Genomic DNA, 13,836 nt, shown 5'->3' with positions numbered 1-13,836 from the left:
AGCGACGGAGGTGGCGGCTCAATGGCCGGTTTCCGGAGTCTGGCGAGACAGGTCCGCGACCCGAGAAGCGATCTGGCGCTGCGGCGGTACTCGCTGCGCAAGTGCCTGGAACGCTTCGCCCCCTACGGGCACCGGGCGACCTGGGACCATCTGTGCGCACGGCACGGCATAGCCCCCGAGGACCGGGCCCCCGACCCGGTGCGACTGGTGCGGGCACTGGACGAGCTGGAGCGGGCCCGCACGGTCTGGCTCGGTTACGAGGCGGGGTTCGCGGAGCGCCGCAGGCGCGAGAAGCACCGGGGACTGCGCCGGCCCGGCGCCTTCGACGACTGGCACCGGCGCACCTGGGGCGGCAACGGCGTCGCGCGCTGCGACGACCCGGCGGTCCACCCCTCCGCCCCGCTCGCCGAGGTGCTGGCCCGGCTGATCTCGGCCCTGGAGGCGGAGCCCGGCGCCGGCTGCCCGGTGTGCGGCAAGACCGGGATCACCTGGCGGCACGACCTGGACAGCGAGCCGTGGTCGGGGCCGGTCTGCACCGGCTGCGGGATCGTGGTGCCGCAGCCGGTCCTCACCCCGGCGGCCCTGGCACGGGCCCGCCGCGACCGGGCGGGCGAGCTGGCGACGGTGGCCTGAGGCGCGGGCGGGCGGCCCGCCGCGCGCGGACCGCCCGGCACGCAGCGGTCAGCAGCAGCCCTCCGCAGCCTCCGCCGGCTCACGGCGCGCCGGTGCGCGGTCCGCCTTGCGCTCCGGCATCAGGCGCGAGCCGCTGATCTTCTCGCCGTTGATGTCGTCCGGGTTGGACAGGACGCAGGTCTCCAGCGAGAGGCAGCCGCAGCCGATGCAGTCGGTGAGGTGGTCGCGGAGCCGGCCCAGCTGCTTGATCCGGTCGTCCAGCTCGGAGCGCCAGGCGTGCGAGAGCCGCGCCCAGTCGTCGCGGTTCGGCGTGCGCTCCTCGGGGAGTTCGGCCAGCGCCTCGCGGATGGTGGCCAGCGGGATGCCCACCCGCTGGGCCGCGCGGACGAAGGCGACCCGCCGCAGGGCGTCCCTGCTGTAGCGGCGCTGGTTGCCGCTGGTACGGCGGCTGCTGATCAGGCCCTTGGCCTCGTAGAAGTGCAGGGCCGACACGGCGGCGCCGCTGCGCGCGGAGAGCTGGCCGACGGTGAGTTCGTGAAGTGTCTGCGGGATCTGGGGCACCCTTCGAAGCCTACGTGCCGCACCGCACCGCCGGTCCGTCGTTGACAGGAACGCAACCGCACACGATGCTGAGCAAGCGCTTAGACAGTGCGCGACGGATGGTCGGCAGAGCGGAAGGCAGGGAGCAGGGACATGGCTGAGCCGAGGGTCTTCGAGTCCGCGCAGGAACTGCGGGACGGTGTGGGCGAGCAGCTGGGGTACAGCGACTGGCTGGAGGTCGACCAGAAGCGGATCGACCTGTTCGCCGACGCCACCGGTGACCACCAGTGGATCCACGTGGACCCGGAGAAGGCGGCGGCCGGTCCGTTCGGGAGGACCATCGCGCACGGCTATCTGACGCTGTCGCTGCTGCCGGTGCTCGTTCCGCAGGTGATGGCGGTCGAGGGCGCGAAGATGGGCATCAACTACGGCACCAACAAGGTCCGCTTCCCCTCCCCCGTGCCCGTCGGCTCCCGGGTGCGCGCGACGGCCGTCCTGAAGAGCGTCGAGGAGGCGGGCGGCGGCGTGCAGATCACCGCCCTCGTGACGGTCGAGCGCGAGGGCGGCGACAAGCCGGCCTGCGTCGCCGAGTCGGTGTCGCGCTACTACTTCTGAGCCCGCGTGCGTACGCGAACGCCCCCGGCCCACGAAGGGCCGGGGGCGCGACCGCGCTCAGCGTCCGGCGGCGACCATCCGCAGCACCAGGCCGGCGTACAGCTCGGCGACCTCGTCCGGCGTCCGGCTGCCCTGCGCGTTGAACCAGCGCGCCACGTCGATGCAGAGCGACAGCACCGCGAGCGTGGTGCCCGGCACGTCCGGTACGTCGAACTCACCGGAGGCGACGCCCTCACCGATGATCCGGCGCACCACCGCGTCGGTCCTGCGGCGCAGCGCGATGATCTCGGTGCGGTGCTCCTCGCCGAGCGCGTCCAGCTCGTACTGGACCACGCGGGCGGTGGTGTGCCGTTCGGCGTGCCAGCGGACGAAGGAACGTACGGCGGTGGCGAGCCGTTCGGCTGCCGTACCGTCGCTGTCGGCCGCCGCCTCCAGTACGGCCAGGGCCCGGTCGTGGCCGATCCGGCTGATCCGGTGGAGCAGCTCTTCCTTCGTCTTGTAGTGGATGTAGAGCGCGGCGGGGCTCATTCCGGCGCGGCCCGCGATGTCCCGGGTGGTGGTCGCGTGGTACCCGCGCTCGGCGAAGGCGTCGACGGCCGCGACGAGGAGCCGCCGGGCGGCCTCGGGCGTCACCTCGGCCCACGGCGGGTCCTCGGCGTCGGTCTCCTGCGCCGTGCTCATCGTCGCTCGCCCCTCTCAGTCAGCAGGACGCACACCATACCCCGATCCTGAGCAAGCGCTTAGGGAACCCTTTCGCGGGTGGGGGGTCAGAGCTTCTGGAACGGGTCGTGCTCGGCGAGGATCTTCTCCAGCCGGGCCTGGTCGACCCGGCTGACCAGCTGGCCCGCCTCCTGCCGGTCCCGGATGACCTTGGCCAGCGTGAAGCAGGACGTGACCAGGTAGAGGACGCCGATGGCGAGGAAGGCGCGCACCCAGGCGTCGGCGTCGAGGAAGTAGATTCCGAGGCTCACCGCGGCCATCGCGATCCCGAAGGACGCTACGGCCTGCCCGAAGTAGGCGCCGGTGGTCTGCTGTTTGACCGGTGTCGTCTCACTCATGGCGCCCAGCATCCGGTGGCATGACGCACGCCACATCCGTTCGGATACTCAGAAGATACTCAGAACGCCGAAACCCCGGTCAGGGCGCGGCCGATGATCAGCTTCTGGATCTGGCTGGTGCCCTCGTACAGCGTCATCACGCGGGCGTCCCGGAGCAGCTTGCCGACCGGGTACTCATCGATGTAGCCGTAGCCGCCGTAGACCTGGAGCGCGTTGTTGGCGGCGCGGACGGCGGCCTCGGAGGCGAACAGCTTGGCCCGGGACGCGGCGGTGGCGAACTCCTGGCCCCGGTCGATGAGATCGGCGACCCGCCAGGTGAGCAGGCGCGCGGCCTCGACGTCCACGGAGATGTCGCTGATCAGCTCCTGGACGAGCTGGTAGCCCGCGATGGGCCTGCCGAACTGCTCGCGCTCACCCGCGTAGCCGACGGCCGCGTCCAGGGCAGCCTGGGCGATGCCGACGCAGCCGGCCGCCACCGACATCCGGCCCTTGGCCAGGGCGGACATCGCGATCGAGAAGCCCTTGCCCTCGGGGCCCAGCAGGGCGCTCGCGGGCACCCGGACGTCCTCCAGGACCAGTTCGGCCGTGGCCTGGCCGCGCAGGCCGAGCTTGCCGTGAATGGTGCGGCGGGTGAGGCCCGGGGCGTCGGCGGGGACCAGGAAGGCGGAGATGCCCTTGTGGCCGGGAGTGTCGTTGGTGCGGGCGAAGAGCAGCACCACGTCGGCCCAGGTGCCGTTGGTGATGAACATCTTGCTGCCGTTGATGACGTAGTCCGCGCCGTCCCGGACGGCCCTCGTCGTCAGGCTGCCCGCGTCCGAGCCGGTGCCGGGCTCGGTGAGCCCGAAGCAGCCGACCGCGTCGCCCGAGGTGAGCCGGGGCAGCCACGCGCGCTTCTGCTCCTCGTCGCCCCAGGCCGCGACGGTCTTGGCGACCAGGCCGAGGGAGACCGAGACGATTCCGCGCACCGAGGAGTCCCCCCGGCCCAGCTCCTCGGTCACCAGGCAGTACGCCAGGTGGTCGCCGCCCGAGCCGCCGTACTCCTCGGGGACGGTGAGGCCGAGGAAGCCGAGGGCGCCGAGCTTCTTGACGATCGACTTGTCGACGTTCTCGGACCGGTCCCACTCGGCCGCGTGCGGGGTGACATCGCGGGCGACGAAGTCCCTCGCGAGCTGCCGGACGGCTTCCTGCTCCTCGCTCAGCTCCAGGTTCATCGGCCGCACCCTCCGCGTTAATTAGCACTGCTAGTTTTTGGATCGCAGGGCCTACTATGTGCCGCATGGCCCGCCCGCGCAAGCCCCTCCTGAGCAGAGAACGCATCGTCGAGACGGCGAGCGCCCTCGTGGACGCCGAAGGGCTCGACGCGGTGTCCACCCGCCGCCTGGCGGCCGAGCTGGGGGTCAGCGGGCCCTCGCTGTACAACCACTTCCGCAACAAGGACGAGATCCTGGACGCGGTCGCCGACGCCGTCTCGGCGCAGGTCGACCTGTCGATGTTCGAGGAGTCCGACCCCCGGGACTGGCGGGCCGCGCTGCACGACTGGGCGGTCTCCTACCGGGCGGCGCTCGCCGCGCATCCCCACATCGTGCCGGTGCTCGCGCAGGGGCCCGGACGCCGCCCGGCCGGTCTGCGGGTGGCGGACGCCGTGTTCGGGGCGATGGTGCGCGCGGGGTGGCCGCCCGCCCAGGCCACGTACATCGGCGCGCTGATGCGTTACTTCATCACGGGCTCGGCGCTCGGCTCCTTCGCCCGGGGGTTCGTGGACGACGAGACGGCGTACGACCCCGCCGACTACCCGCACCTGGGCCAGGCGCACCTGCTGGCCGAGCGGCGCCAGCAGGTGGACGAGGGGGCCTTTGAAACCGGGCTGCGGGCGCTGGTGGACGGGCTGGAGCTGCAGTACGCGCAGCTGAAGCCCGCCCACCTCGGCCCGCACGCCTAGAAGACGACCAGCGCCCGGCCGCCCTTGCCCGCGATCATGTTGTCGAAGGCGGCCGGGATGCCGTCCAGGCCGATGCGTTCGGTCACCATCATGGAGAGGTCGAAGCGGCCCGCCCGGATGTGGTCCGCCAGCACCGGCAGGTCGCGGGCCGGGTCGCTGTTGCCGTAGACGCAGCCGGTCAGGGTGCGGCCCCAGTGGAAGATCTCCAGGGCGTTGAAGGTGACCTGCTGGTCCTTGCCGCCGATGCCGACGACCGTGGTGCGGCCGCCCCTGCGGGTGGACTCCCAGGCGGCACGGATGGTGGCCGCCCGCCCCACGCATTCCACGGCCACGTCGGCGCCCTGGCCCCCGGTGAGCTTCCGGACGTCCCGGGGCGTCGTCTCCCCGGCGACGACGAAGTCCGTGGCGCCCGCGCGGCGGGCCAGCTCCTCCTTCTCCGGGGAGACGTCGACCGCGATGACCTGCGAGGCGCCCGCGATCCGGGCGGACTGGAGCACGGCGAGCCCGACCCCGCCGATGCCGAACACCACGACGGACTCGCCCGCGCGGACCCGGGCGCTGTGGTGGACCGCGCCGTAGCCGGTGAGCACCGCGCACCCCAGGAGCGCCGCGTCGGTGAGCGGGATGCCGTCGGGGGCGGGCAGCACGCAGTTCCCGGCGACGACGGTCTCCTCGGCGAAGGCGGCGACGTTTAGCCCGGGGCGCAGGTCGGTGCCGTCGGCGGTGCGGGCGTGGAGGTTCGCCGCGCCGGCCAGGGCGCCCGCGCAGAGCCACACCTCGCCGATGCCGCAGTGGTGGCAGCTGCCGCAGGAGGGCGCCCAGTTGAGGACGACGCCGTCGCCCGGGGCGACATGGGTGACGCCCTCGCCGACCGCGAGGACGGTGCCGGCGCCCTCGTGGCCGAGGACGGCGGGAACGGGCACCCGCATGGTGCCGTTGGACAGCGACAGGTCGGAGTGGCAGACCCCGGCTGCGGCGAGGCGGACGCGCACCCGGCCGGGACCGGGCTCCGGGAGGACGATGTCGGTGATCTCCAGCGGAGCTCCGACGGCGGGCAGTACGGCGGCGCGGACCACGGACTGGCTCCTTGCTGATCGACGGGCGCGATCGGTGGGCGTACGGGGCTTGGGGACAGGGTGCTCAGAACTGGAGGGACTTGGTCTGGAGGTATTCGGCCAGGCCGTGCGCGCCGAGTTCACGGCCGACGCCGGACTGCTTGTAGCCGCCGAAGGGCGCGAGCGGGTTGAAGCGGCCGCCGTTGATGTCGACCTGGCCGGTGTCCATCCGGCGGGCGAAGGCCACGGCCGTCTCGTCGTCCGCGGCCCAGACCGCGCCCGCGAGCCCGTAGACCGTGCCGTTGGCGATACGGAGCGCGTCGTCCTCGTCCTCGTACTTCAGGATCGAGACGACGGGGCCGAAGATCTCCTCCTGGGCGATCGTCATCTCCGGGGTGACGTCGGCGAACACCGTGGGGCTGACGTAGTAGCCGGCGGGCAGCGGGGCCTCGGGGCCCCCGGCGACGAGACGGGCGCCCTCCTCGACGCCCTTCTCGATGTAACCGCGCACCCGGGCCTGCTGCTTGGCGTTGACGAGCGGTCCGACCCGGTCCCCGGGCACGTACTTGGCGACGGCCGCCGCCGCGAGCGCCACGGCCTCCTCGTACCGCTCCGCGTCGACCAGCATCCTGGTCCAGGCGCTGCACGTCTGCCCGGAGTTGGACATCACGTTGGCGACGCCCACGTTGACCGCCTTCGCGAGGTCCGCGCCGGGCAGGATCACGTTGGCGGACTTGCCGCCCAGCTCCAGCGCGACGCGCTTGATCGCGCCGCCGGCCGTCGCGCCGATCTGCCGGCCGACCGCGGTGGACCCGGTGAAGGAGACGAGGTCGACGTCCTCGTGCGCGGCGAGGGCCTGTCCGGCGACCGGGCCCAGGCCGGTGACCAGGTTGAACACGCCCGCGGGCAGTCCGGCCTCGGCGACCGCCTCGGCGAAGAGCTGTGCGGTGAGCGGGGTGTCCTCGGCGGGCTTGAGGACGACCGTGCAGCCGGCGGCCAGCGCGGGGGCCACCTTGGCGACGATCTGGTGCAGCGGGTAGTTCCACGGGGTGATCGCGCCGACGACGCCGACGGGCTCCAGGTAGACCGTCGAGCTGCCGTGCCGCTCCTCGAAGGCGTACGTGGCGGCGAGCTCGGCGTACGTCCCGGCGACCAGGACCGGGAGGCCCGCGTGTACGGACACGGCGAGCGCGGGCGGGGCGCCCAGCTCGGCGGTGACCGTTTCGGCGATCTCCTCCGCGCGGACGCCCAGCACGTCGCGGAGCGCGGCGATGCGGGCGGCGCGCTCGGCGGGCGGGGTGGCGGCCCAGCCGGGGAATGCGGCGCGAGCGGCACGCACCGCGGCGTCGACGTCCTCGGCGGTGCCGGCCGGCACGTGGCCGATGACCTGCTCGTCCGCCGGGTTCACGACCGCGATCGTGTCCGTTCCCGCGGCGGGCCGCCAGGCGCCGCCGATGTACATGCCGTCGTGGGCCTTCATCGCTGTTCCTCCCGGGCACGGTGACGGACGGGATCGTCCGGTCCCCAAACTAGCGCTGTTAGTTTTGCGGCGCCAGAGACCCCCGTCACGTGCCGGGCTTCCCCGTCTACATGTCCAGGCCGGGCACGTCCTTCGGCAGCGGGCAGATGCGGCGGCCCTGGTGGTCGAAGACGTACAGGTGCGCGAGGTCGACCAGGAGGGGCACCTGGCCGCCGGTGCGCAGCATCATGTCGGGCCCGGTCCGCACGACGAGGTCGCTGGCGGTGACGGCGGGCCGGTCCGGGCTGTGCATGCCCGGCGGCAGGTCGTCCGTCTCCGGCGCGTCCAGGACGGCGACGGACCCGCCGACGTAGGAGCTGGCGCGCTCCTTGATCCGCTCCAGCACCCCCGCACCGCCCTGGCGCCTGCGCATGGGGCCCCGGTCGGTGCGGGCCGATTCCAGCTCGGGGACCACGGCGGGCCGGGAGCCGGTGGTGAGGTGGACGAGCGCTTCGTGGCCCTGGTATTCGACGTGGTCCACGATGCCGCTGAGCGCGACCTCGCCGGGGCGGGCGTGGCTGGGCGGGGCGATCCGGACCGCCTCCGAGCGCAGGCCGACGATGATCGGCCGGCCCTGCTGGATGCGCAGGAGCTGGTGGTCCGGGCTGAGCGGTTCGGGCAGCGGGAGGCGCTGGCGGCCCAGGTCGATGGACATCCGGCCCTCCAGCGGCGCGTGCACCACGGCCTGGAGGAGGTTGATCCGGGGCGTCCCGATGAAGGCGGCGACGAAGACGTTCTCCGGCAGGGCGTACACCTCGCGCGGCGGGCTGACCTGCTGGAGGACGCCACCGCGCATGACGGCGACCCGGTGGCCCAGGGACATGGCCTCGGCCTGGTCATGGGTCACGTAGACGGTGGTGACGCCGAGTTCCTTGGTGAGCTGGGCTATCTCGGCGCGCAGGTGGTTGCGGAGCTTCGCGTCGAGGTTGGACAGCGGCTCGTCCATGAGGAAGGCGGAGGGCTGGCGCGAGATGGCCCGCCCCATGGCGACCCGCTGGCGCTCGCCGCCGGAGAGCTGGCCGGGGAGCCGGTCCAGGATGCGCTCGATCCCGAGCATCCTGGCCGTGTTCTCGATGCGCTCGGTGTGGTCGGCGCGCGGGTTCTCCAGCTTCAGCGGGAAGCCGATGTTGGCCCGGTTGGTCATGGTCGGGTAGAGCGCGAAGTTCTGGAAGACCATGGACATCCCGCGTTCGCGCGGGGTGAGGTGGTTGGCCGGTTCGCCGTCGAGCAGGATCTCGCCCTCGGTGGTGTCCTCCAGGCCGGCGATCATGCGGAGCACGGTCGACTTGCCGCAGCCGGAGGGGCCCAGCAGGACGACGAATTCGCCCGGGTCGATGGAGAGCGAGAGACGGTCGACGGCGCGCGGGGACCGTCCGTATGCCTTGCTGACGTTGTTCAGGGTGATGGCGCGAGTCATGTGGTTCCGCCCGGGAGGGTTCGTGATGGAGCGGTGGGGAGCGGCAGCAGTGGCCCGAAATTAGCCCACCGCGCCCGGTGAGGGAATGACTCGCGCAAATTTGGGTAGGCCACGGCCCCATTCACAGCCGGGGAAGGCTCAGTCGAGCCTCCGGGCGAGGTAGGCGTGGATGAGTTCGCGGGTTTCTGCGACGAGGGCGTCGTCGCCGGACGGGTCGGTGCGGAAGGCGAGTTTGAGCAGGGCGTCGGCCGCCTCGACGCAGACCAGGATCGCGCGCAGCAGGTCCGCGTCGGCCTCGCGGCCGAGTTGGCCGGCGAGCAGTCCGGCGAGCCGGGACGCGACGCGCTGGTTGGCGTCGTCGGCCGGGTCCTCGTCGGGTGCGGGAGCGCCGAAGTCGACCAGGGCGAAGCCGGGGACGGTGCGCTTCATCGCCAGGTACTCGTCCAGGACGGCGTCGATCGCCCCGCGCCAGTCGGCCGTTTCGACGGCGGTCAGCCGGGCGGTGATGCGCTCTGCGTAGCTGTCCAGGTTGCGGCGGGCCAGCGCGTCGGCCAGGGCCCGCTTGTTGGAGAAGAAGCGGTAGACGGAGCCGATGGGCACCCCGGCCCGCTGGGCCACGGCCCGGGTGGACAACTGCTCGTAGCCGATCTCGTCCAGGAGTCCGGCGCAGGCGTCGAGGATCCGGGCGAGGCGTTCGGCGCTGCGCTGCTGCACCGGGGCGCGGCGGAGGTTGTTCGTGTCGGGCACGCCTTCCATGATGCCGTGGACCTCCTGCGGCGGTCGCGGGAGCCCGGGCTCAGGCGATGAGCAGGGCCAGCCCGCCGACGGTGTACGCGATCATCAGGACGAGCAGCGGGAGTTGGCCGATGACGGCACGCCGGGGCGGCATGAGCCGTACGGACCTGTCGTGCGCGGCGATGACCCCGAGGACGTGGCCGGTGACGATCGCGACGACCTGGAGGGTGGCGACGCCGCCCGGCCCCAGGGGCGGTTCGGGCACGGTGGGCCGGTCGGCGCCGAACGCCAGCCGCACGGTGTGCGGCCCCTCGGTGGCGAGGAGCGTGAAGTAGTGGGCGACGAGGTAGCCCAGCGCGATCGGCACCAGTGAGTGGGCGAACGCCGTGAGCGGGTGGGGCAACGTGCCGCAGACGAGCCGGGTGGCCCCGGCGCAGAGCCCGTACAGGGTGGCGACGAGGGCGACGGCGCCGAGCAGCCCCAGGGTGGCGGTGGTGGTGCGGCCGAGCTCCGAGGTCTGCACGGTGGTGATCCAGCGCGGCGCGTCGGAGAAGCCGTCGTACGCGGTGGAGCCGAGCATCACGCAGACGGTGGCGACCAGTCCGGGGAGCCGGGGCGTGGCGTCGAGCCCGTTGAACGGGGAGCGGACGACGAGTCGGCCGTCGGCGGGGCGCCGGCCGAAGAGGGAGAGGCGGCCGAGGAGGCCGGAGTACACCTCGAAGGCGTCGCCGTGGTCGAACCAGCGGGCGCCGTACACCGCCGCGCCCGTGAGGTGGGCGGCCGCGTAGACGCCGAGGAACACCAGCAGGGCGGTGGGCGACGCGGGGTCGGGGGCGACGAGTTCCAGCCAGGTGAAGGCGAGAAGGCCGGCCGCGGCGGGCCACATGCCCAGGCGTACGGGGAGGGGCCGGCCGGTGTCCGGGTCGCGGCCCAGCGCCCGGCAGGCGAGGAGGTGCAGGGTGCGCACGGGGTTGAGCGGGCGCCAGACGGGGCCGAGGAGCAGCGAGGCGGGGACGAGCCCGACCCACAGGAGGACGTAGACCGCGCCGGGTGCCGGGTTGCGGTCCGGGTCCGCCGGGCCGAGGAGCAGCCACAGCACGACGGCGAGCGCGGCGGCCAGGCCGAGCGCGCGGGCGGTGAGCCGGGTGGCGCGGGCGTCGGCCACGCGCTGGACGGCGGCGGGGAGCGGGCGGCCCGCCCCCTCCCCCTTGAACCGCGAGTCCGACCAGAGCAGGCCGAGCGCGAGGAACGAGACGAAGAGCGCGGCGAAGGCCCCGGCGAAGGCGTAGAACGGCGAGAGGGGCAGGTCGTGCTGGGCCCCGACGCCGTGGGCGAGGACGCGCACGGCATCGGGGGCTGGGGCGCCCGTCACCGGACGACGAGCTGGGTCAGCAGGAGGTCCGACTCATGGGTCTCGACCTCGAAGAGCCCGGTCCGGTCGGCGGTGAAGGTGACCGTGGCGGTCCGTCCGGCGGGGAGCTTCGCCTCCTTGTCGTAGCCGTGGACGTGCAGGACGTCGTCGCGGTCGCTGCGGACCCGCAGGCGCACGGTGCGGCCCTTCCTGATCTCGGTCCGGCCGGGTGCGGGGGTGACCTTGCCGCCCTTGATCGCGATGTCGACGGTGGTGGTGTCGTCGCGGCCCGGGTCGGCGGGGCTCGCGGAGGCGTCGTCGCCGAGCGTGGCGGCGGCCCGGACCGGGGCGGAGCCGACGGCCCAGGCGGTGTGGTCGTCGGCGTACAGGCCCGCGGTCAGGCGGGTGCCGCCCCCGGCCTCCCGGAGCAGCGATTCGGGCAGGTGGAACCAGGCGCCGTAGACCCGGGCGAGCGGGTGGCCGTCCAGAAAGAGCAGGGCGTGGCCGTGGCCGGCGAGCGCACCACCGCCCACGCTGTCCGGGGTGAAGCGGAAGTTGCGGACGGTGAGGTGCACGTTCCAGCCGTCCTCCGAGTCGGGCCGGACGGCGAGGTCCACCTCGGGGGCGCCGTCGGCGTCGACCTGGCGGAGCCGGTGGCCGTCGCCGTCGTCGGCCTTCAGGAGGCGGCCGTTGCTGCCGGTGTCCTCGGCGTGGCTGGTGCCGGGCTTGTGGTGGGTGGTCGCCCTGCCCCCGCAGGCGCCCGCGCCGAGGACGAGGACGGCCGCGGTGAGCAGGGCGAGGGCGGGGCGGGCGGCGGGGCGGGCGCGGGTCATGAGGGGTCGCCTTCCGGGCCCGGGGCGGGCGTGCGCGTCGAAGCGGTGGCGGCCGGGGGTTCCGGAGACCGGTCCGGCGCGTCGGCGCCCTCCGCGCCCCCGTCCCCGTCCGCGCCTCCGGCGCGCTCCGCGCCCCGCTCCCCGTGCCGTGCGGCGGCCACGACGGCCCAGACGACCCAGACCAGGCCGAGCAGCCCCCGTACCCAGGCCGGGCTGAGCGGAATCCACGGGATCATGAACACGCCCTTGTCCAGGGCGTCGAGCAGCGTCAGCGCGCCCAGGACCACGGTCACCCAGCCGAACACCGGGCGCGCCGGGCGCAGCGCCAGGCCGATGCCGGTCCACCAGAGCCCGGTCAGCAGCAGCGCGACGGCGGGGAGGTAGGTGGCGGCGAGGCCCATGGTGGAGCCGGCCACGTCGAGGCCGAGGCCGATGACACCGAGGGCGGACGCGACCGTGGCGAGGCGGCTGGTCCGGAGCCGCCGCCACCAGAGCACCCCGCCGACGAGCACGAGGACCACGGCGACGCCCAGGGCGGCCTGCACCTCGATGCGTTCGATGCCGCGTGCCCCGTACCAGTCGCAGCCGGCCGGCAGCCGCCGGGCGCGGACGTCGTAGTCGGCGCAGACGAGCAGCTGGGCGAGCTTGACGGGCTCGCCCAGGAGCCGGTCGGTGGAGCCGGAGACGTCGCCCCGCTTCTCGCCGCAGCTGGGCAGGGAGCGCGGGGTCGAGGCGCCGGCGTCGGACTGCCAGCAGTTGCCGTCGCCCTGGCCGTCCCACCAGACGTCGGTGGCGTTGGGGCGGGACGTGCCGTTCTTGTCCTTGCCGAGGTGGTTCCCGGCGTAACGGTTGTGGTGCGAGGTGTCGGTCTGCTTGCCGAGGGCGTTCTCGCCGCGGATGAAGGCGGGGACGGCGCTCAGGAAGAAGGCCGCGCGGTTCTGGCCGTAGATCCAGTTGTCCTCGTAGCGGTTCCAGTTGCCGCCCGCGGTGATGATGCCGGTGCCGGGGGGCATGGAGATCTGCGGGCAGACGACGCCGTCCTCGTAACCCCGCTCGGCGGGCGGCTTGGCGCAGGTGCCGTCGGCGACGTAGCGGTAGTAGTCGGCGTTGTTGTCGTGGATCAGGTTGCGCTCGAAGCGGGCGTGGTTCTGCGGGAGTCCGGGGTGGCCGGGGAAGGCGCTGTCCATCGAGGCGCCGCCCATGTTGTGGTCGAACTCGTTGTCGTGGACGTAGACGGAGTCGCCCGCGGTGCCGGAGTAGCCGACCATGCTGTGGTGGCTGCGGCAGCCGGTGATCTCGATCGAGTAGCGCGGTACGTCGTAGCCGTAGCCGTCGTTGATGTCGGAGGCGCTGCCCGGGTAGATGCCGGAGTCGCCGTTGCCGTAGGACTCGCAGTCCTTGTACAGGCCGTGGTCGCTGGCGAAGGTCAGGAAGCCGTACTCGTCGTTCCAGCGGGTCAGCACGTCGTCGATGACGAAGCCGTCCTGGGCGAGGACGTAGAGCGAGTTGAAGGTGGTGCGCTGGGCGGTGAAGTTCTTGAAGTAGATCCCGTCGGACTTGTCCGAGCGGATCGCGTTGAGCTTGCGGTACTTGGCGTCGATGACGACGTCCGTGCGGGCGGCGCCGGTGCCCTCGATCTGGAGGTCCTTCTTGCCGAGGATCGCCACCAGGTTCTGGTTGTGCGGGCACCGCGCCTGCTGCTCGTAGCTGAGGATCTGGTAGCCCAGCTTGGAGTCGGGCGCCTTGAGGCGGGCGCACTCCCCCTTCGGCGCGGGCAGCGAGGGCTCCTCCTCGTACAGGCCGGGAAGGATCGCGATGGTCTTCCCGGGCCCGTCGACCGCGTCGACCGCCTGCTGGAGGTGGCGGTAGCCGGAGGCGCGGCACCGCTCGAAGAGCGTGAGGTTGCGCGCCTTCAGGGCTTCGGGGAAGCCGGAGATCCGGCGTTCGAAGTCGGCCCGGTCGGTCTTGCAGACCAGGAGGTCGGGCTCGCCGGTGCGGTACACGGGGACGCTGCCGGTGCCGTCGGGCAGGGTGACCGGCCGTTCCTCGTGCGCCTGGGCGGCGGGGGCCGCGAGCAGTGCGGCGGCGAGCACCGCCGGAACCGCCAAAAGTCTTCGTGTCCACGACATGTGCGGGAGAGT

Annotated in this window: 14 protein-coding genes; 3 read left to right on the top strand and 11 right to left on the bottom strand. The window is 73.1% G+C overall.

Translation table 11 applies throughout. The annotated features are described in order from the left end of the window. The first annotated feature begins 21 nt into the window (after nucleotides 1-21). Entirely contained in the window at nucleotides 22-633 is a 612-nt protein-coding gene (locus tag ACZ6C6_RS22730) for a hypothetical protein (protein ID WP_469205100.1), read from the top strand. A gap of 48 nt (nucleotides 634-681) precedes the next feature. Here the strand turns inward: ACZ6C6_RS22730 and soxR are convergent, their stop codons facing one another. Further along, entirely contained in the window at nucleotides 682-1,194 is a 513-nt protein-coding gene (gene soxR / locus ACZ6C6_RS22725) for a redox-sensitive transcriptional activator SoxR (protein ID WP_469205099.1), read from the bottom strand. A 132-nt stretch (nucleotides 1,195-1,326) separates the two neighbouring features. On the opposite strand from soxR, the gene ACZ6C6_RS22720 reads away from it, so the two are divergent. Next, the gene (locus ACZ6C6_RS22720; protein ID WP_469205098.1) at nucleotides 1,327-1,788 is read left to right on the top strand and encodes a MaoC family dehydratase; all 462 of its coding nucleotides are present in this window, start codon (nucleotides 1,327-1,329) and stop codon (nucleotides 1,786-1,788) included. 57 nt (nucleotides 1,789-1,845) lie between these two features. On the opposite strand, the gene ACZ6C6_RS22715 is transcribed toward ACZ6C6_RS22720, so the two are convergent. The 3 genes from ACZ6C6_RS22715 to ACZ6C6_RS22705 form a co-directional block, all read right to left on the bottom strand. Then, on the bottom strand, nucleotides 1,846-2,469 hold the full coding sequence (locus tag ACZ6C6_RS22715) for a TetR/AcrR family transcriptional regulator (protein WP_164398472.1): 624 nt from the start codon (nucleotides 2,467-2,469) through the stop codon (nucleotides 1,846-1,848). A gap of 86 nt (nucleotides 2,470-2,555) precedes the next feature. Then, nucleotides 2,556-2,846, bottom strand: a complete 291-nt coding sequence (locus ACZ6C6_RS22710) for a YiaA/YiaB family inner membrane protein (RefSeq protein WP_365686406.1) — start codon at nucleotides 2,844-2,846, stop codon at nucleotides 2,556-2,558. Between the two features lie 59 nt (nucleotides 2,847-2,905). Further along, nucleotides 2,906-4,057: an acyl-CoA dehydrogenase family protein gene (locus ACZ6C6_RS22705; protein ID WP_469205097.1), complete on the bottom strand. Its 1,152-nt coding sequence runs from the start codon at nucleotides 4,055-4,057 to the stop codon at nucleotides 2,906-2,908. A gap of 65 nt (nucleotides 4,058-4,122) precedes the next feature. Here ACZ6C6_RS22705 and ACZ6C6_RS22700 point away from each other — a divergent pair, with 65 nt between their 5' ends. Further along, the gene (locus ACZ6C6_RS22700) at nucleotides 4,123-4,785 is read left to right on the top strand and encodes a TetR/AcrR family transcriptional regulator (RefSeq protein WP_469205096.1); all 663 of its coding nucleotides are present in this window, start codon (nucleotides 4,123-4,125) and stop codon (nucleotides 4,783-4,785) included. Here the strand turns inward: ACZ6C6_RS22700 and ACZ6C6_RS22695 are convergent. The 7 genes from ACZ6C6_RS22695 to ACZ6C6_RS22665 form a co-directional block, all read right to left on the bottom strand. Further along, a complete protein-coding gene (locus tag ACZ6C6_RS22695) occupies nucleotides 4,782-5,861 on the bottom strand; it encodes a Zn-dependent alcohol dehydrogenase (protein ID WP_469205095.1) in 1,080 nt (359 codons plus the stop codon). The two genes, ACZ6C6_RS22700 and ACZ6C6_RS22695, sit on opposite strands and share 4 nt — an antisense overlap. A 64-nt stretch (nucleotides 5,862-5,925) precedes the next feature. After that, nucleotides 5,926-7,320, bottom strand: coding sequence for an aldehyde dehydrogenase family protein (locus ACZ6C6_RS22690; RefSeq protein WP_469205094.1), 1,395 nt, complete (start codon nucleotides 7,318-7,320; stop codon nucleotides 5,926-5,928). A gap of 106 nt (nucleotides 7,321-7,426) precedes the next feature. Next, a complete protein-coding gene (locus ACZ6C6_RS22685) occupies nucleotides 7,427-8,776 on the bottom strand; it encodes an ABC transporter ATP-binding protein (RefSeq protein ID WP_469205093.1) in 1,350 nt (449 codons plus the stop codon). A gap of 138 nt (nucleotides 8,777-8,914) precedes the next feature. Next, entirely contained in the window at nucleotides 8,915-9,532 is a 618-nt protein-coding gene (locus ACZ6C6_RS22680; RefSeq protein WP_469205092.1) for a TetR/AcrR family transcriptional regulator, read from the bottom strand. A gap of 40 nt (nucleotides 9,533-9,572) precedes the next feature. Then, nucleotides 9,573-10,883, bottom strand: coding sequence for a hypothetical protein (locus ACZ6C6_RS22675; protein ID WP_469205091.1), 1,311 nt, complete (start codon nucleotides 10,881-10,883; stop codon nucleotides 9,573-9,575). Next, nucleotides 10,880-11,695 (bottom strand): cupredoxin domain-containing protein, encoded by an 816-nt coding sequence (locus tag ACZ6C6_RS22670; protein WP_469205090.1) that lies wholly within the window; start codon nucleotides 11,693-11,695, stop codon nucleotides 10,880-10,882. Before ACZ6C6_RS22670 ends, ACZ6C6_RS22675 begins: the two co-directional genes overlap by 4 nt. Then, the gene (locus ACZ6C6_RS22665; protein WP_469205089.1) at nucleotides 11,692-13,824 is read right to left on the bottom strand and encodes a right-handed parallel beta-helix repeat-containing protein; all 2,133 of its coding nucleotides are present in this window, start codon (nucleotides 13,822-13,824) and stop codon (nucleotides 11,692-11,694) included. Before ACZ6C6_RS22665 ends, ACZ6C6_RS22670 begins: the two co-directional genes overlap by 4 nt. Nucleotides 13,825-13,836 lie beyond the last annotated feature (12 nt).

The organism is Streptomyces sp. NPDC041814 (assembly GCF_055590565.1).
This window is presented reverse-complemented; position numbering and strand designations above follow the sequence as displayed.